The sequence below is a fragment of the Halomonas sp. M20 genome, from assembly GCF_020622265.1.
Taxonomy (GTDB): Bacteria; Pseudomonadota; Gammaproteobacteria; order Pseudomonadales; family Halomonadaceae; genus Modicisalibacter.
On sequence record NZ_JACNMQ010000004.1, the window covers coordinates 211,329 to 229,948 of the forward strand.

12 protein-coding genes and 2 tRNA genes are annotated in these 18,620 nt (G+C 54.7%); 2 read left to right on the forward strand and 12 right to left on the reverse strand.

Features of this window, described 5'->3' with window-relative positions:
• Window positions 1-477 precede the first annotated feature (477 nt).
• Window positions 478-2,640 carry a cellulose binding domain-containing protein gene (locus tag H7850_RS12215; RefSeq protein WP_227369811.1) on the forward strand — a complete coding sequence of 721 codons (2,163 nt, stop codon included), beginning with the start codon at window positions 478-480 and terminating at the stop codon, window positions 2,638-2,640.
• Window positions 2,641-2,737: 97 nt separating this feature from the next.
• Here the strand turns inward: H7850_RS12215 and sucD are convergent, their stop codons facing one another.
• The 9 genes from sucD to sdhC all read right to left on the reverse strand — a co-directional run bounded on the left by sucD (window position 2,738) and on the right by sdhC (window position 14,390).
• Window positions 2,738-3,610, reverse strand: coding sequence for a succinate--CoA ligase subunit alpha (gene sucD, locus H7850_RS12220; protein ID WP_227369812.1), 873 nt, complete (start codon window positions 3,608-3,610; stop codon window positions 2,738-2,740).
• Window positions 3,610-4,776 (reverse strand): ADP-forming succinate--CoA ligase subunit beta, encoded by a 1,167-nt coding sequence (gene sucC / locus H7850_RS12225; RefSeq protein ID WP_227369813.1) that lies wholly within the window; start codon window positions 4,774-4,776, stop codon window positions 3,610-3,612. Before sucC ends, sucD begins: the two co-directional genes overlap by 1 nt.
• A 152-nt stretch (window positions 4,777-4,928) precedes the next feature.
• Entirely contained in the window at window positions 4,929-6,371 is a 1,443-nt protein-coding gene (gene lpdA / locus H7850_RS12230) for a dihydrolipoyl dehydrogenase (RefSeq protein ID WP_227369814.1), read from the reverse strand.
• A 39-nt stretch (window positions 6,372-6,410) separates the two neighbouring features.
• Entirely contained in the window at window positions 6,411-8,078 is a 1,668-nt protein-coding gene (gene odhB, locus H7850_RS12235) for a 2-oxoglutarate dehydrogenase complex dihydrolipoyllysine-residue succinyltransferase (RefSeq protein ID WP_227369815.1), read from the reverse strand.
• A 41-nt stretch (window positions 8,079-8,119) separates the two neighbouring features.
• On the reverse strand, window positions 8,120-10,954 hold the full coding sequence (locus H7850_RS12240) for a 2-oxoglutarate dehydrogenase E1 component (RefSeq protein WP_227369816.1): 2,835 nt from the start codon (window positions 10,952-10,954) through the stop codon (window positions 8,120-8,122).
• A 225-nt stretch (window positions 10,955-11,179) separates the two neighbouring features.
• A complete protein-coding gene (locus H7850_RS12245; RefSeq protein WP_227369817.1) occupies window positions 11,180-11,884 on the reverse strand; it encodes a succinate dehydrogenase iron-sulfur subunit in 705 nt (234 codons plus the stop codon).
• Window positions 11,885-11,895: 11 nt separating this feature from the next.
• Window positions 11,896-13,668 (reverse strand): succinate dehydrogenase flavoprotein subunit, encoded by a 1,773-nt coding sequence (gene sdhA / locus H7850_RS12250; protein WP_227369818.1) that lies wholly within the window; start codon window positions 13,666-13,668, stop codon window positions 11,896-11,898.
• A 3-nt stretch (window positions 13,669-13,671) separates the two neighbouring features.
• A complete protein-coding gene (gene sdhD / locus H7850_RS12255) occupies window positions 13,672-14,019 on the reverse strand; it encodes a succinate dehydrogenase, hydrophobic membrane anchor protein (protein ID WP_227369819.1) in 348 nt (115 codons plus the stop codon).
• Window positions 14,013-14,390 carry a succinate dehydrogenase, cytochrome b556 subunit gene (gene sdhC / locus H7850_RS12260; RefSeq protein WP_227369820.1) on the reverse strand — a complete coding sequence of 126 codons (378 nt, stop codon included), beginning with the start codon at window positions 14,388-14,390 and terminating at the stop codon, window positions 14,013-14,015. The genes sdhD and sdhC overlap by 7 nt, the downstream gene beginning before the upstream one ends.
• A 555-nt stretch (window positions 14,391-14,945) precedes the next feature.
• On the opposite strand from sdhC, the gene gltA reads away from it, so the two are divergent.
• On the forward strand, window positions 14,946-16,232 hold the full coding sequence (gltA, locus tag H7850_RS12265) for a citrate synthase (RefSeq protein WP_227369821.1): 1,287 nt from the start codon (window positions 14,946-14,948) through the stop codon (window positions 16,230-16,232).
• A 568-nt stretch (window positions 16,233-16,800) separates the two neighbouring features.
• Here the strand turns inward: gltA and H7850_RS12270 are convergent.
• The 3 genes from H7850_RS12270 to gltX form a co-directional block, all read right to left on the reverse strand.
• A tRNA-Glu gene (locus H7850_RS12270) sits at window positions 16,801-16,876 on the reverse strand.
• A gap of 12 nt (window positions 16,877-16,888) precedes the next feature.
• A tRNA-Ala gene (locus tag H7850_RS12275) sits at window positions 16,889-16,964 on the reverse strand.
• Between the two features lie 78 nt (window positions 16,965-17,042).
• Entirely contained in the window at window positions 17,043-18,527 is a 1,485-nt protein-coding gene (gltX, locus tag H7850_RS12280; RefSeq protein ID WP_227369822.1) for a glutamate--tRNA ligase, read from the reverse strand.
• Window positions 18,528-18,620 lie beyond the last annotated feature (93 nt).

Genomic DNA, 18,620 nt, shown 5'->3' on the forward strand with positions numbered 1-18,620 from the left:
CTCTTTCTCTGATGGATATCGAATTTTCGGTATCCATTTTTTATGTTCGCGCCTTCATCGACAAAATTTATCAACGCCGAGCATCCAGAAAAGTCAGCATTTATGTTACATAGTGTGTTTTATTACTATTATTCTGTATTTTGGTATTATTATAAATTAATATTTTTTCATTAGTTTAATAGTTATAAAAAATCATAAAACATGAAAAACAGCTAGTTACAAAAAATTAGTTTTTTAACATTATCTTATGTTAATTTTTTAACAAATTTGCATCACACACACACCGGACGTAGCATCCACAGCAACTCGTCTTCACTCCACGGACTGGGCCTAAGGAACAGGTATAGAAGACAGGTTCGACACGAGCTTTATGCCGTGTCTCGTACCAAGCGCTATTTGGAGGCGCATTAGTACGGAAATGAACCTGGCACAACTACCTGTTTTTTTGTGCCTTCACTCGTCTGTTGGAGATTCCGCATGAGCGGTAGCAAGATCATCAAAGCTGGTACCAAAATCAGCGCACAAGAACTCGAAGAACTCATCAACGAAGCACCGAAAGGCGCCACCATCGAACTCTCGTCGGGCAATTACAGTTTCGACGATGCCATCAATATTACCCGTTCCGATGTCTCCTTGATTGGTGCCGGTTCGGACAAGACTACGCTTACCTTTACTGACAAGGCGCTCCAGAACAACAATGAATACGCCATTCATCTCGACGGATATAACAAGAAAGACATGGGTCGTCTGGAAGGTGATATCGATGAAGGCGATCGCACGTTAAAGATTGATCGCGATCACGATTTCGAAGAAGGCGACACCATTCGCATCTGGCAGGAAAACGACTCGGACTTCTTCAAGGAGATTGGTGACGACTCTTGGCAGAAGACCAAGTACGCCGAACTGCGTACCAGCATGGCCAAGGTCACCGAGGTGAATGGCGATAAAATCACACTGGATCGTGGCGTCAAGTTCGACTTCGACGACAATGACACCCAGATTCAGCGCTTGGACACCGTCGATAACGTTACCCTCGAAGGGTTCAATGTCGAATACGAACTGGGCTCGCCAGACGATGCCAAGTTCTCGAATACTCGTTCTGCCTATGACGACTATCGGGCAATATTCCTCGAAGGCACGGTAAACGCCGAAGTGAAGGATATCGAGGTTCATGATGGGCCTTCCACCGCATTCCGCTTCTCTAAAGCACTGGATCTCGATGTAGACAATATCGAAGCTCATGGCGCCTTCAACAAGGGCGGTGGTGGCAACGGCTATGCCTACGAGCTGCACGAAAGCTACGACGGGGACTTTACCAACCTGTCCGACAGCGGCATGCGCCATAGTGTCATCTTCGCTTCCTGGCGCTCTTCAGTGGACAACGATATCCAGGTCGACTCCACGGACCGCGACATCAACTTCCACGGCGGGCGCGATCATGGCAATACCGTGCATGTCGAGCGTTCGGTACGCGATGCGGATGCGGACAAGATGTCCACCACGCTATGGATCAATTCCGGCGGCGAGAGCTTCGGCGCCATTACCGATGCCGACGCCAATGAAGTGACTTTCGAACATGTCGTAGGCTCGCGTCGCGATGACACCCTTCAGGGGTGTGACGAAGACAACTATCTCGCCGGTGAGCGTGGCAATGACACCATCCATGGTGGCGACGGTGACGACAAGCTGGAAGGCGGTCAAGGTGACGATGAATTGAACGGCGGTGATGGCAATGACACCGCTATTTACTCCGGTGACTACGACGACTACGACATCGACTTCAAGGACGATGGTCGCGTGATCATCGAAGGCGACGATGGTCGCGACGAGCTCAAGAACATGGAGAAGGCGAAATTCGGCGATGGCAAGGAACTGCGCCTGAGCAGCGGTGACGAGGAGGAGGTTTCCGCCGCCGTCTCTGAGCCAGTAAGTCAGGAAAGCAGCGAACCGAGCCGGGAAGCCGACGATCCCGGCTTCGAAATCACCGGCAATATCACCAGTGAATGGTCAACCGGCTACGTCGCCGAAGTCTTCGTCACCAATACCTCCCACAGCGATCTCGTCAACCCGGTAATAAGCTTCGAGCTAGGCGCCGAGTTGCACACGGTATGGAACGGCGAATTCGAGGGTAGCGATGGCCGCTACCGGGTCAATGACGACGACGCGATCACCCTGGCCCCCGGAGAAACCTGGCGTTTCGCCTACAAGGCCTACGGTGACGAAAAAACGCTACCCAAGAGCGCCAGTGTGCAGGGCAGCGAAGAGGAAACCGCAAGCGTCGAGCCCGCCCTTGCACTCAGTGGCCAGATCACCAGCGACTGGTCCAACGGTTACGTCGCGGAGATTTTCGTCGAGAATATCTCAGAGGACGCTATTGTCGTTCCCGAGCTTCAGTTCGATCTCGATGCCAACCTGCACACGGTATGGAACGGCGAGTTCGAAGGCAGCGACGGCCGCTACAGCGTCACCGACGATGACGCGATCACACTAGCCCCTGGCGAGGTATGGCGCTTTGCCTATAAGGCCTACGGTGATGAAGGCGACCTGCTCGAGAACGTCACCGCGCAAGATGCCAACGGCGACAGTCTGGGCGTCGAACTGGTGGGCATGAACACCGCAATGATCGTTGACGCCGCCTGAACCGCGAATCAAGCAAGCGCTCAAACTAAACCAAGAGTTCTACAAAAAGAAAGGGCGCCCGCGGGCGCCCTTTTTTATCGACTGTCAATAATGTCTTTTACCAGCCAGTGACCTGCTTGAGCGCATCGCCGATCTCGGCCAGAGAGCGCACGGTCTTGACGCCAGCCGATTCGAGAGCGGCAAACTTCTCGTCTGCGGTGCCCTTGCCGCCGGCAATGATAGCGCCAGCGTGGCCCATACGCTTGCCGGGGGGTGCGGTGACACCGGCAATATAGGCGACTACCGGCTTGGAGACATGCTCCTTGATATAGTCAGCCGCTTCTTCCTCAGCAGTACCACCGATCTCACCGATCATGACGATCGCTTCGGTCTTGGGATCCTTCTCGAACAGCTCAAGAATATCGATGAAGGTGGAACCCGGGATCGGATCGCCACCAATACCCACGCAGCTGGACTGTCCAAAGCCATGATCGGTGGTCTGCTTGACCGCTTCATAGGTCAAGGTGCCAGAGCGTGACACGATGCCCACACGACCTGGCTTGTGAATATGCCCTGGCATGATGCCGATCTTGGTTTCACCCGGCGTGATCACGCCCGGGCAGTTCGGTCCGATCAGGCGCACGCCCAACTCGTCGCACTTGATCTTGGCTTCGAGCATATCAAGGGTCGGGATACCTTCGGTGATGCATACGATCAGCTTGATGCCGCCATTGGCAGCCTCGAGGATCGAATCCTTGCAGAACGCGGCCGGTACATAGATGACCGACGCTTCGGCGCCGGTCTTCTCGACTGCTTCTCTGACAGTATTGAACACCGGCAGGCCCAGGTGTTCCTGGCCACCCTTGCCCGGGGTCACACCGCCCACCATCTGAGTGCCGTAGTCGATCGCCTGCTCAGAGTGGAAAGTACCTTGGCCACCGGTAAACCCTTGGCAAATGACCTTGGTGTTTTTATCGATCAGGATACTCATTACTTGCCCTCCGCCGCTTTAACCACCTGCTGTGCAGCGTCAGACAGGCTGGTAGCCGCGATGATATTCAAACCACTGGACGCCAGCTTGTCGGCACCCAACTCGGCATTGTTGCCTTCCAGACGAACCACGACCGGCACATTGACGCCGACCTGCTCGACCGCCCCGATGATGCCCTCGGCAATCATGTCGCAGCGCACGATGCCACCGAAAATATTGACCAGAACCGCTTTTACCGACGTGTCCGAGAGGATGATCTTGAAGGCCTCGGCAACGCGCTCCTTGGTAGCACCGCCGCCGACATCGAGAAAGTTCGCCGGCTGGCCGCCATTAAGCTTGATGATGTCCATGGTACCCATGGCCAAACCGGCGCCATTGACCATGCACCCGATGTTGCCGTCGAGCGCGACGTAATTGAGCTCCCACTTCTGGGCATCGGCTTCACGTTCGTCTTCCTGGGAAGGATCGCGCATGGCCTGCAGATCCGGATGACGATAGAGCGCATTGCCGTCGAGACCAATCTTGGCGTCCAGGCAGTGCAGATTGCCCTGCTCGTTAATCACCAATGGGTTGATCTCGAGCAGCGCAAGATCCTTGTCCTGGAACATCTTGGACAGCCCCAGAAATATCTTGGTGAACTGCTTGATCTGATCGCCCTTCAGCCCAAGCGCAAAGGCCAGTTCACGCGCTTGATAGGGTTGTGCGCCTACCAGCGGGTCGATCTCTGCCTTAAGAATCTTTTCGGGCGTTTCTTCGGCAACCTTCTCGATCTCGACACCGCCTTCCGTGGAGGCCATGAAGACTACGCGACGCGTGCCACGATCGACAACGGCACCCAGATACAGCTCGTTGGCAATATCGGTGCAAGTTTCGACCAGGATCTTGGAGACCGGCTGACCTTTTTCATCGGTCTGGAAAGTAACGAGATTCTTGCCCAGCCACTGTTCGGCAAAAGCCTTGGCTTCATCGGCGCTCTTGACCAGCTTGACGCCACCTGCCTTGCCTCGGCCTCCGGCATGGACCTGGGCTTTGACGACCCACATGTCGCCGCCGATCTTCTTGCACGCTTCCGCCGCTTCGCTAGGAGTGTCTACGGCGAAGCCTTTGGATACTGGCAAGCCGTAGTCGGCAAACAGCTGTTTGCCCTGATATTCGTGAAGGTTCATCGTGTCATGCCATTGGTTGCATGTGCTCGAATGACGGCCAGGGGCAAGCACTTTTCAGGCTTGTCTTGACCGTCCCCTTCGCCCGCAAATGCGGACGATATTCAATGAAGGATCAATCCTTTCGAGTATGATCCCTTTTAGTTTTAGGCCTTTTATTTCTTGCGCTTCTTACGATTGGCCATGTGAATCGCATGGCCTTCCACCGCCAGGGCCGCTTCATGCACGACCTCGGAAACGGTGGGATGGGCATAGCATGTCAGCGCCAGATCTTCGGCGCTGGAGCCGAACTCCATGGCGATAACACCCTGGGCGATCAGCTCGCCAGCGTGCTGCCCCACGATATGTACCCCCAGGATACGATCGGTCTCGGCATCGGCGATAACTTTGGCCACCCCTTCTGTCGCATTGTTGGCCATGGCGCGGCCGCTGGCGGCAAAAGGGAAAGAGCCGGTTTTGACTTCGATACCCGCCGTCTTGGCCTCCTGCTCGTTCATACCGACCCAGGCAACTTCCGGCGCGGTGTAGATAACGCAAGGAATGGCATCGTAATTCATCTCGGCTTTATGGCCGGCAACGATATCCGCCACCATGATGCCTTCTTCCGACGCCTTGTGAGCCAGCATCTGGCCACGCACCGAATCGCCGATGGCATAAACGTCCGGCACACTGGTGCGGCAGTGATCGTCTACGAAGATGAAGCCGCGCTCATCGAGCTTGACGCCGGCGTCGTCATCGAGAACACCCTGGGTATAAGGGCGACGACCGACACAAACGATGACTTTGTCGAAGGTCTGCTCCTGTTCACCCTTGTCGTCGGTGTATTGAACGACAACTTCGTTATCCTTGATCTCGGTACCGGTCACGCGAGCGCCGAGCTTGATATCAAGACCCTGCTTGGTCAACAGCTTCTGGGTTTCCTTGGCGATGTCCTTGTCGACCATCGGCAGAAAGGACTCCATGGCTTCAAGCATGGTGACTTCACTGCCCAGACGATTCCATACGCTGCCAAGTTCGAGACCGATGACGCCGGCGCCGATGACCCCAAGACGCTTGGGTGTTTCCTGAAATTCCAACGCGCCGGTAGAACTGACGATCAACTCGTCGGTCAACGGTGCGGGGGGGATTTCCACCGGCACGGATCCGGTAGCGATGATGATGTTGTCAGCGTCGTAAGTCGCTTTTTCACCATCCTGGTGGGTCACTTCGACCTTACCCTTGCTCAGCACCTTGCCGGTGCCTTCCAGCGCGGTAACGCCATTAGCCTGGAACAGGCTGGAGATACCACCGGTCAGGTTGGCGACGACTTTATCCTTACGCGCCATCATTTTCTTGACGTCCATTGAGACGTCACCGGTATCGATACCGATATCCCCAAAATCGTGCTTGGCTTCGACATACTTATGGGAAGCCTCGAGCAATGATTTCGACGGAATGCAGCCAACATTCAGGCAGGTACCGCCATGTACGACCTTGCCTTTCTTGTTGACCCATTTCTCGACACACGCGGTCTTGAGCCCCATCTGGGCTGCGCGAATTGCGGCAACGTAGCCCCCAGGGCCCGCTCCAATGACGATCACATCATATTTATCGGCCATGAACTCTTCCTGTTTGGTCAAATTTGGCTTGGCGGCGCATTACACGTCCAGGATCAGGCGTGCCGGATCTTCGAGCAATTCCTTGATCGCGACCAGAAACTGCACCGCATCCTTGCCGTCGATCTGACGATGATCATAAGACACGGCCAGGTACATCATCGGGCGTATCTCGACCTGACCATTCACCGCCATCGGGCGTTCCTGAATCTTGTGCATACCCAGAATGGCGGTCTGCGGCGGATTGATGATCGGTGTGGACATCAATGAACCGAAGATACCGCCATTGGTGATGGTGAAGGTACCGCCTTGCATCTCCTCGATACCCAGCTTGCCATCTCGAGCACGCTTGCCGAAGTCGACGATGGTTTTTTCCACGTCGGCAATCTTCATGCTATCGGTATCGCGCAGCACGGGAACGACCAGACCGCGGGGAGTAGAAACCGCCACCCCGATATCCTGGTAACCATGATAGACGATGTCGGTGCCGTCGATGGAGGCGTTGACATCCGGGAAACGCTTGAGTGCCTCGCAGGCCGCCTTGACGAAAAATCCCATGAAACCAAGTTTGGTATCATGCGTTTTCTGGAACGTTTCCTTGTACTGGGCACGCAGCTGCATGACCGCGGTCATGTCCACTTCGTTGTACGTGGTCAGCATGGCAGCAGTCTGCTGGGCTTGCACCAGCCGCTTGGCGATGGTCTGGCGCAGACGACTCATGGGCACGCGCTTCTCGGGACGTTCGCCCTCTACATCCGGTGCCGCCTGAGCCGCTGCCTTCGTGGTCGCCTCCGATGAAGCTGAAGTCGACTTGGCATTGGAGGAAGACTTCTTGGCGTTGCCTTCGGAAACCGCCTTTTGCACATCCTCCTTGAGAATGCGCCCGCCTTTGCCGGTGCCTTCGATCTTGTTGGCATCCAGGTCATGCTCGGCAATCATCTTGCGCGCAGCCGGCGCGACTATCTTGTCGCCGACCTTGGCATCATCTTCTTCTTGAGCACTATCATCCTGCTTGTCCTTGCCGCTGGACTCATCCTTCTGCTTGCTTTTACCGCTCTCGGCGGAACCACCTTCGCTACCGCCGCCTTCGGCGAAGATGGCCAGTACCGCTTCAGATTCGACCTGCTCGCCTTCTTCGGCCTTGATTTCCGCGAGGGCGCCATCGGCGGGAGCGACAACTTCCAGCACTACCTTATCGGTTTCGATATCCGCCAGCACTTCATCGCGCTTGACGGATTCACCCACTTTCTTGTGCCAGGTCGATACCGTACCTTCCTGGATCGACTCAGGGAAGGAAGGCGCCTTGACATCGTGCTTCTTGCCTGAGGAAGCGGCTTTCTCGCTCTTTTCGGAAGCCTCCTGTTCGTCGGCTTCGTCGGAATTATCCTCGGACTCGGCATTGGCAGAATCATCCTCTTCCTGCTTGGACGATTCCTCATCTTCCTGCTTGTCGCCACTCTCCTTGCTTTCCTGAGCGTCGCCGATCATGCCCAACACCTGTTCCGATTCACAGGTATCGCCCTCTTCGACCTTGATCTCGGAGAGGGTCCCCGCGTCCTGAGCCACCACCTCGAGAACCACCTTGTCGGTTTCGATCTCGACAATCAGCTCGTCTCGCTCAACGCTGTCACCAGGTTTCTTGTGCCAGGTAGCCACTGTCCCTTCGTTGATGGACTCAGGGAAACTGGGCGCTTTGATCTCAGTAGCCATTTGCTTTCCTTAAAATATTCTTTCGTCCCGGTGAAAGTGCCTCAGGCATTGAAGGCGTCTTCGACCAATTGACGCTGCTGTTCGATATGTACAGACATATAGCCGGCGGCGGGTGCTGCTGAGGCAGGTCGGCCTGCGAACTTCAAGTCTCGACCCAGACCATTGGACAGCATGTCGGCTACCACGCGCAGGTGGTGCTGACTTTGATACCAGGCCCCCTGGTTCAGTGGCTCTTCCTGACACCACACCACTTGTTCCAGATTCGGGTACATCTTGAGCGTTTCGTGAAGCTCGTCCTTGGGGAAAGGATAAAGCTGCTCGACACGAATGACGGCCGTATCATCACGCTCCTTGTCGCTGCGATATGCCGCAAGGTCGTAATATACCTTGCCTGAACACAGCACTGCCCGCGTAACTTTCTGGGCATCGAGCTTGCCCTGGTCTTCCAGCACCATTTCAAAACGGCCGTTGGCGAGTTCTTCAAGACTGGAAACCGCTTCCTTGTGACGCAACAGACTCTTGGGTGACATCACAATCAGAGGCTTGCGCAAGGGTCGAATCACTTGGCGGCGCAGCAAATGGAATATCTGTGCTGGCGTAGTCGGCACACACACCTGCATGTTGTGCTCAGCGCAAAGTTGCAGGAAGCGTTCGAGGCGTGCCGAAGAGTGCTCGGGCCCTTGCCCTTCATAGCCATGGGGCAGCAACAGAGTCAAGCCGCAAAGGCGCGCCCACTTGGATTCACCCGAGGAGATGAACTGATCGATCACCACCTGGGCGCCATTGGCGAAATCGCCAAACTGGGCTTCCCAGATGTTGAGCGCACTAGGCATGGTGGTGGCGTAACCGTACTCGAAGGCCAGTACGGCTTCTTCCGAAAGGAAAGAGTCGTAGATGGAGAACCTTGGCTGCCCTTCGCGGATATGCTGAAGCGGTACGTAGGTCGTTCCATCTTTCTGGTTATGAATCACCGCGTGGCGGTGAGAAAAAGTACCACGTCCGGTATCCTGGCCGGTGAGACGTATCGGGTGCCCTTTATCGAGCAGCGTTGCATAAGCCAGGGTTTCGGCAAAGCCCCAGTTGAGCGCCATGCCTCCGGCATGCATCTTGCGCCGATCTTCATAGATCTTGGCAACCTGGCGTTGGACCTGAATGCCATCCGGAATTTCACACATGCGTGCAGCTAGCTTTTGCATGCGCTTCATGTCGATGCTGGTGTCCGCATCCCCTGTCCACTCATGGCCGATATAAGGCGTCCAGTCGACGAATAGCTCCGTATTGGGCTTCTTCACCAACGCGTCCGCCACGTGATTCCCCGCCTGAAGATCGTCCCGATACTTCTCGGTCATGGCCTTGACGGTCTCTTCATCCACGACGCCTTCCTTGATCAGGCGAGACGCGTAGATTTCCCGGGCACTCTTATGCTTCTTGATCTTGCTGTACATCATAGGTTGAGTGCCAGAGGGTTCATCGGCTTCGTTATGCCCACGCCGGCGGTAGCACACCATGTCAATGACGACATCCTTGTGAAACTGCTGACGATAGTCGACCGCCACCTGGGTGGCATGTAGTACCGCATCCGCATCATCGCCGTTGACGTGAAAGATCGGGGCCTGAACCATCTTGGCAATGTCGGTGCAATACTCTGTGGAACGGGTGTCCTCCGGGTGTGATGTGGTGAAACCAACCTGATTATTGATGACGATGTGCAAGGTGCCGCCAGTACGATAGCCCCGGGTCTGGGACATCTGGAAGGTTTCCATGACGACGCCCTGGCCTGCAAAGGCGGCGTCGCCATGCACATTGATCGGCAACACCTTGTCGCCTTCGAAATCTTCGCGGCGATCCTGGCGTGCCCGAACGGACCCTTCGACGACCGGTGCGGAAATTTCCAGGTGAGACGGGTTGAAGGCCAGCGCAAGATGAACTTCACCGCCTGGCGTCATGACGTTTGAACTGAAGCCCTGGTGGTACTTGACGTCCCCGGAGCCTTTCTCGATGATCTTCTTGCCATCGAACTCCTCTATCAGTTCTGACGGGCTCTTGCCAAGAATGTTGACCAGCAGGTTAAGACGACCTCGGTGAGCCATGCCAATGACGATTTCCTTGGCTCCATACCCGCCGGTACGCTGAATGATTTCATCCATCATCGGGATGAAGTTTTCACCGCCTTCAAGACCAAATCGCTTGGTTCCGGGATACTTGGAGGCCAGATAACTCTCCAGACCTTCCGCCGCGGACAATCGCTCCATGGTGTGCTTACGCACATCATCACTGAACTTCGGCTGAGAACGTACCGATTCGAAACGCTGCTGGAGCCAGCGCTTCTCTTCAGTGTCAACGATATGCATGAACTCGCAGCCGATGCTGCGGCAATAGGTCTGATTCAGCGCATCATAGATTTCCTTCAAAGGCGCCTTGTCTTTGCCTAGAAAGAATGAGCCAGTCTGGAATTCGGTATCCATGTCAGCTTGGGACAGCTGATGGAAGGACAGATCAAGATCGGGTACAGGCGCCGGATTGCGCAAATCCAGAGGATCGATATCCGCTTTTTGATGCCCCCGGAATCGGTAGGCATTGATCAGCTGTAGAACTTTGACCTGCTTTCGATTCTCGCCACCGCCGTCGCTATCGCTGGCGTGGCCGTTGCGACGGCTGCGTGCCAATTGATAGAACTGCTCGCGAATCGGACTTAGGGGTATGTCGTGGGAGGGACTTCCCTCGGGACGTGGCAATTTATCGAAGTAATTGCGCCACTCATCCGGAATCTCATTGGGATCAGTCAGATACTGCTCGTAAAGTGCTTCTACGTAGTGGGCGTTGCCACCGCTCATGTGGGAGGTACGCCACATCAACTCCATTATGCCTTCTTGCATCACTCGATCACCTGCACTGATGAGGCATTGTCGTCGCCCGGTACGAGCACGCATCGGCGACACCCTTGCCCTGCCGTTGAAACCTGGCCTCGACGTTAGTATCACGGCAGTAATGGCTAAAAGCCGGTGCACCCGGGCACCGGCTCTTGGCGCGTAGGCCTGTTCCTTGGCGAGTCATCGCTGAAAAGGAAGCTGTCACCATGATAGCAAGCTACGAGCCACGATTTAAGTGGCATTCTCCATCAGCAGCTCGCGAATCTTGCCTATTGCGCGAGTCGGATTGAGCCCCTTGGGACATACGGCCACGCAATTCATGATGCCACGGCAGCGAAAGACACTGAACGGATCTTCAAGTTCGGCCAATCGCTCTCGTGCGGCGGTATCACGACTATCGGCCAGAAAGCGATATGCTTGAAGCAAACCGGCAGGCCCCACGAACTTGTCCGGATTCCACCAGAACGACGGACAGGAAGTGGAACAGCAGGCGCACAGGATGCACTCATAGAGCCCATCGAGTTTATCGCGCTCTTCCGGTGACTGCAGTCGTTCGATGGCCGGCGGGGTCGTGTCGTTCTGCAGATATGGCTGGATACGCTCGTACTGCTTGTAGAAAATACCCATGTCGACCACCAGATCGCGCACGACCGGCAGGCCAGGCAAAGGACGCAATGTCAGCTTGTTGTCCTTGACCACGGCAGAAAGCGGCGTGATACACGCCAGGCCGTTGGTGCCGTTGATATTCATGCCATCAGAGCCGCACACCCCTTCGCGGCAGCTGCGCCGATAGGCCATGGAGCTGTCCTGCTGCTTGATGAGCTCGAGGACATTGAGAACCATTACGTCACGGCCCTGAGTGTCAACCTGGAACTCTTGCATGTAGGGGGCGGAGTCGGTCTCCGGATTGTAACGATATATGGATACTTGAAGCATGACAGCCTCCCTCAGTAAGTCCGGATTTTAGGCTCGAAGGTATCGACGGTCTTGGGTGTGAAGTTCACATCGCGCTTGCCCAGCTTCTTTTCAGTGGGGAAGTAGACGGAATGCTTCAACCAGTTGACATCGTCGCGATCCGGGTAATCATAGCGCGAGTGCGCGCCGCGGCTTTCTCTACGCTCGAATGCGGAAATAGCGGTAGCCTCGGCGACCTCGAGCAGGTTATCGAGCTCGAGGGCTTCAATACGTGCCGTGTTGAACGTATCGGACTTGTCACCCAGCTGTGCATTCGCGATTCGTTCGCGCAGTTCAGCGAGTTTCTTGACGCCGCTCTGCATGTTTTCCTCTTTGCGGAAAACCCCGAAGTCGTTTTGCATGACTGCCTGCAGATCTGTCTTGAGCGTCGCCACGGCTTCGCCGTCATTCGATTCGTTCCAGCGATTCATGCGAGCCATGGAAGCATCGATATCCGACTGAGAAGCATCCATGTAATCGATGCCTTCATTGAGCGCACCTTCGATGAACATGCCAGCCGCCCGGCCGAACACCACAAGGTCAAGCAGCGAATTGCCGCCCAAACGATTGGCGCCATGTACGGAAACACAGGCAACTTCGCCGCAGGCAAACAGGCCATTGACGATATGATCGTTGCCTTCAGCATCTGGCATGATGGCCTGACCGTGTACATTGGTCGGTATGCCGCCCATCATGTAGTGACAGGTTGGCACAACCGGAATCGGATCCTGAGCCGGGTTCACGTGGGCAAAAGTTCTGGCCAACTCGACGATGCCAGGCAGACGCTTCTGCAGAACCTCTTCGCCCAGGTGATCGAGCTTGAGCATGACATGATCGCCGTTCTCGCCACAGCCACGCCCTTCGAGCATCTCCATGACCATGGAGCGTGCAACGACATCGCGACTGGCAAGATCTTTCGCATTAGGCGCATAACGCTCCATGAAGCGCTCGCCATCCTTGTTGATCAGGTAGCCGCCTTCGCCGCGGCACCCTTCGGTAACCAGGGTCCCCGCGCCATAAATGCCCGTCGGATGGAACTGCCACATCTCCATATCCTGCATGGGGAAGCCGGCGCGTAGCGCCATGCCGATACCATCGCCGGTATTAATTAAGGCATTGGTAGTCGAGGAGAAAATACGGCCTGCGCCACCGGTCGCGAGAACCGTCGCCTTGGACTTCACATGAACGACTTCGCCGGTCTCGATGCACAAGGCAATACAGCCAACCACATCACCCTTCGTATTCTTGACCAGATCGACGGCATACCACTCGTTGAGAAAGACGGTGTCATTCTTCAGGTTGTTCTGATAAAGCGTATGTAGAAGCGCATGGCCTGTACGGTCCGCAGCTGCGCAGGTACGTGCTGCCTGACCGCCTTCGCCAAAATTCTTGGACTGTCCGCCGAAGGGACGCTGGTAGATGCGTCCATTGTCGAAGCGAGAAAACGGCAAGCCCATGTGTTCGAGTTCGAACACCGCCTTAGGACCCTCGGTACACATGTATTCCGCAGCGTCCTGGTCAGCGATATAGTCGCTGCCCTTGACCGTGTCGTACATGTGCCAGCGCCAGTCGTCATTGGGGTCGGCAGAACCGATGGCGCAGGTGATACCCCCCTGAGCCGAGACCGTATGGGAACGAGTTGGGAATACCTTGGAGAGTACGGCGGTCTTCTTGCCGGACTTGGCAAGCTCGAGTGCAGCCCGCAAACCGGAGCCACCCCCACCGATGATAATGGCATCGAAGGATAAATTACGCATAGCGGACATGGATCAGGCTCCCCAGAGGATTTGTATGGCCCATACCAGGAACACGAAGATGGCGACAATCAATACAACTTGTGCACCAAAGCGTATTCTAGTGGGCTTTATATAATCGGTGATGACGGTCCATAGGCCGACCCAGGCATGCGCCGATAGTGCGATGAAAGCCAGTAATGAGAAAATGCGCATCCAGGTCTGAGAAAAGAGCCCATGCCAGGTTATATAATCCAGTTCGGGATGAAGTAGAAAATACCCCACCATGAAAAGCGTATAGAGCGCGAGGATGGCTGCCGACACCTGCTGGATCAGCCAATCAGACAATCCACTACGACTGAAGTTCGTTACGTTGGTTACCATACCCAGACTCCTGCCAGAATCACCAGTACCGCGGCGGCAATGAAGGTAATCTTTGATGTTTGCACACCCCCTTCCAGATCGATGCCGATATCAAAATCCATCAGCAGATGCCGTACACCTGCGACAAAATGAAACGACAACGCCGACAACAACCCCCAGGCAATGAGCTTTGCCAGGAAGTTGTATTCCAGGGCCTCCCGTACTGCCTCGAACCCCTGTGGCGAAGAGAGCGATGCATCGAGTGCCCAGAAGGCAAAAATCAGACCGACAAAGAGAATGACGCCGGTAACACGATGAGTGATGGAAGTCAGGGCAGGAAGAGGAAACTTTATAGTGGAGAGATCGAGGTTTACGGGTCTTTTGCTATTCACGGCTCGTCACACACCCTATTGGCCCACTTGTTTAATCACGGTCGATTAGAGTGGGTAGTGATTTTGAGGAAGGTTTCCAGTAATACGCCAGATGGCGCGACCGATTTTCGATGGCTGGTCAGTCGCGTGATGAAGATTATAAGGGATGGAAGCGAAGTCTGACAAATCGTTACCGGCCTAACACGACCATGGTGTTACTCTGGGTAACGTCGCTACAGGTAGCCGCAAAAAGGTCGTTGAAAGGTATCAGAGCGGCTATCATCGTGTTACCTGGGTTCTATCGACAAGGTCGCAATCGCGATATCGTAACCTTGCAACCACCAACGATGAATTGACAAAACCAACGACACTTTTATAGTGAGAGAGCAATTGCTGCTTCGCAGCAATTCCGAGTTGGTATTTCAAGACTTGTTCGAGCCCCGCCTATTACGCAGGAAAAGGCTAACACCTGACAATGAAGCGACATTTACGGGCGTGACCTGACCAACGCCTGGTAAACACGCACCGAATCGTGAACAGGTTCTTACCAGTAATCGAAACCGCAGGAGACCTAGCATGGCTGATAAAAAAGCGCATTTGACCATTGACGGCGTAGATGAAGCCATTGAATTTCCAATCTACTCAGGCACGCTCGGCCCAGATGTCATCGATGTACGCGAACTGACTGAAATGGGTCATTTCACCTTCGATCCTGGTTTCGTGGCTACCGCAGCCTGTGAGTCTGGCATCACTTACATCGACGGTGCCGAAGGCGTGCTGCTGCATCGCGGCTACCCTATCGACCAGCTGGCACAGAATTCCAATTTCGTCGAGCTGTGCTACTTGCTGCTGTTTGGCGATCTGCCCAACGATGAGCAGTATGCAAAATTCGAAGGCACCATCAGCAAACACACGATGGTGCACGAACAGATCGTCAATTTCTTCAAGGGGTTCCGTCGCGATGCCCACCCGATGGCCATCGTCTGCGGCGTGGTAGGCGGCTTGGCTGCTTTCTATCACGACAATCTGGATATTTCCGACGAAAGACAGCGCCGGGTAAGCGCTATTCGACTGATCGCCAAGATGCCGACCATCGCGGCAATGAGCTACAAGTACAACATCGGCCAGCCTTTCAACTACCCGCGCAACGATCTGAACTATGCCGAGAACTTCCTTTACATGATGTTCAGCAACCCGTGTGAAGAGTTCAAGATCAACCCGGTATATGCCAAAGCCATGGATCGTATTTTCATGTTGCATGCGGACCACGAACAGAACGCCTCTACCTCGACGGTGCGTCTGGCGGGCTCCACCGGCGCCAACCCTTTCGCCTGTATCAGTGCCGGCATTGCTGCCCTCTGGGGCCCTGCACATGGCGGTGCCAACGAAGCAGTGCTCAATATGCTCGACGAGATCGGCGACGAATCCGAAGAGAATATTCAGCGCTTCATCGACAAAGCCAAGGACAAGGACGATTCATTCAAGCTCATGGGCTTTGGCCACCGGGTTTACAAGAATTTCGACCCGCGCGCCAAGGTCATGAAAGAGACCTGCGACGAAGTTCTCGAAGAGCTGGGGCGGGCTGATGATCCCAAGCTAAAAATTGCCAAGCGTCTTGAACAGATCGCTCTGGAAGACGACTACTTCATCGAGCGCAAGCTTTATCCCAACGTCGATTTCTATTCCGGCATCATTCTCAATGCAATTGGCATTCCAACCAACATGTTTACGGTCATATTTGCCGTGGCACGTACCATCGGCTGGATTTCCCACTGGAATGAGATGCTCAGCAACGATTATCGTATCGGTCGTCCGCGCCAGCTTTACACTGGACATACCAAACGCGACTACCCAACCAAGTAATTCTGCTCCGCAGGAGGCCGCCCACAGGGCGGCTTGTCGTTCGATGACAACAGCAAGCTCCGCCTCCCCTGCATACACTCGATCGTTATTTCTCATGGGCTGAAAAGAGCACTTTTAATCGCCTCTTTCGTGCTTCCGTGCTCTTGTACAAGACGTAACATCCATATTCTCTGGCGCTTTTTTAACCCGCGCTACCTTTTCCACACTTTCTGTGGATAAGGCTGTTCACAACCTTTAGAGAACGTCACATAATCGCCATGTTTAGCGGCCTGGCTACAAATTGACTAATTTTTAACCACAAGTAAGTTTTTGATTTTAAAGATATTTATATAAAACCCAACAACCATGAGGCCTTACCGCGCTCTATACACAGGGTGCCGATGGATAAAGCGAAGGCAGGGGAAAAATTTCTTTCTGTCAACCCTGTTCAGAAAAAATAAAGCACTTATTGACTAGATAAATAGTCTTGCAAATACTAGATTAATAATACACATACGCGAAAGCGCCGATCGGGATTCGGGCTGGTGACGCGGATGATGAGAAAGCAGATTAAGGCATATAAAGAGGGTGGCGTCCCATAGGGGGTTCGAACCCCTGTTACCGCCGTGAAAGGGCGGTGTCCTGGACCACTAGACGAATGGGACGTTGCAGTGTGGTGGTGGAGCCTACCGGGATCGAACCGGTGACCTCGACGCTGCCAGCGTCGCGCTCTCCCAGCTGAGCTAAGGCCCCTTTCCAAAAAGCAATTCTATGCTTCAAGAACGGGGCATATGCTACTCATACGCCCCTGATCGGTCAACGATTTTTTATTCATTCGAACTCGCGAAACGCCTTCTCGAATGCCTTGGTCTGCTTCTTGGAAATACCGCCTAGCACCATGATGGCATGGCGAAGTCGTGCTCGCGTCATATCGGATCCCAGAATGGCCATCGCATCCATGACGGAAGTCGAAGTCGTCGACCCCGTAATGGCAATGAAAACAGGCGCTAGGAATGCCTTCATCTTGAGTTCGAAGTAATCGCTTAGCCGTTTTACCTCCGGCAAGAGACTCTCCTTTTCCCAGGGCGATACCCGCTCCAGACGCCAAACCAGGAACTGCAGCAGCTTGAGCAACTCGCCTCGCTCGAGCGGAACATTGGCAAAGCTATCTTCGTCAATAGATGGCATGCCTGAAAAGAAGTGCCCCGCCAACGGTGCGACATCGGACAGTGTTTCGATCCGCGGGCGTACCTGGGGCAGTATCTGGCTGACGTATTCTTCATTGAATGCCCATTCACGCAGCGCAATCAGCAGACTCTGATCGTCCAGATCCTCGCGTATGTAAAGGCCGTTCAACCAGGTCAGTTTTTCCAGATCGAACACCGGCCCACCCAAGGAGACGCGCTGGATATCGAACTGCGCCATCATCTCATCGAGGCTGAACTTCTCGCGTTCGTCAGGCATCGACCAGCCCATGCGCCCCAAATAGTTGGTTAACGCCTGGGGCAGAAACCCCATGCGTCGATAGTAGTTGATCGACGTTGGATTCTTGCGCTTGGAAAGTTTGCTTTTATCCGGGTTACGGAGCAGCGGCAAATGACACAGCACTGGCATCTGCCAGTCAAAATATTCATAGAGCAGTTGATGCTTGGGAGCGGAATTGATCCACTCTTCGCCCCTCAGGACATGAGTGATGCCCATCAGATGATCGTCGATCACATTGGCCAGATGATAGGTGGGCATGCCATCGGACTTGAGCAGAACCTGCGCATCGACCTGGGTCCAGTCGACTTCAATGCTACCGCGCAGCATGTCTTCGATGACACAGACGCCCTTTTCCGGCACATTCATGCGTACTACATAGGGCCAGTTTTCGGATTCACGCCGCTCGACCTCATCTTGCGGCAGCGCCAAATCGCCTGGCTTGAATGCCCCATGCAGCCCTTCGGCCTTGCGGTGCTCACGTAATTCGTTCAGTTCGTCGCTGGTGCGATAACACTTGAAAGCGTGTCCTGCGTCGAGCAATTGCTGGGCGTAGCGCGCATAGACATCGCCGCGCTCGCTCTGGCGATAAGGGCCATGAGGCCCGCCGATATCTGGTCCTTCATCCCACTCAAGCCCCAGCCAGCGCAGCGAATCGAGAATCATCTGCTCGGATTCAGGCGTCGAGCGCTCTCGATCCGTGTCCTCGATGCGCAGAATGAATTGGCCGCCATGCTGACGAGCAAAACACAGATTGAACAAGGCCACATAGGCGGTCCCCACGTGAGGGTCCCCGGTCGGCGATGGGGCGATGCGGGTACGTACGGTAGTCATGGCATCCGTTCCGTTGGCTTGAAGGATGGCCGCATTATACGCACCTGGCGCGTACTCGACAGTCCGACTCAGCGGCTTGGCTTGGCCAATTGA

What these genes read in the sequence shown, in the direction of transcription:
- H7850_RS12215 (WP_227369811.1), top strand. Translation starts at nt 478, where the DNA reads ATGAGCGGTAGCAAGATCATCAAAGCTGGTACCAAAATCAGCGCACAA.
- sucD (WP_227369812.1), bottom strand. Translation starts at nt 3,610, where the DNA reads ATGAGTATCCTGATCGATAAAAACACCAAGGTCATTTGCCAAGGGTTT.
- sucC (WP_227369813.1), bottom strand. Translation starts at nt 4,776, where the DNA reads ATGAACCTTCACGAATATCAGGGCAAACAGCTGTTTGCCGACTACGGC.
- lpdA (WP_227369814.1), bottom strand. Translation starts at nt 6,371, where the DNA reads ATGGCCGATAAATATGATGTGATCGTCATTGGAGCGGGCCCTGGGGGC.
- odhB (WP_227369815.1), bottom strand. Translation starts at nt 8,078, where the DNA reads ATGGCTACTGAGATCAAAGCGCCCAGTTTCCCTGAGTCCATCAACGAA.
- H7850_RS12240 (WP_227369816.1), bottom strand. Translation starts at nt 10,954, where the DNA reads ATGCAAGAAGGCATAATGGAGTTGATGTGGCGTACCTCCCACATGAGC.
- H7850_RS12245 (WP_227369817.1), bottom strand. Translation starts at nt 11,884, where the DNA reads ATGCTTCAAGTATCCATATATCGTTACAATCCGGAGACCGACTCCGCC.
- sdhA (WP_227369818.1), bottom strand. Translation starts at nt 13,668, where the DNA reads ATGTCCGCTATGCGTAATTTATCCTTCGATGCCATTATCATCGGTGGG.
- sdhD (WP_227369819.1), bottom strand. Translation starts at nt 14,019, where the DNA reads ATGGTAACCAACGTAACGAACTTCAGTCGTAGTGGATTGTCTGATTGG.
- gltA (WP_227369821.1), top strand. Translation starts at nt 14,946, where the DNA reads ATGGCTGATAAAAAAGCGCATTTGACCATTGACGGCGTAGATGAAGCC.
- gltX (WP_227369822.1), bottom strand. Translation starts at nt 18,527, where the DNA reads ATGACTACCGTACGTACCCGCATCGCCCCATCGCCGACCGGGGACCCT.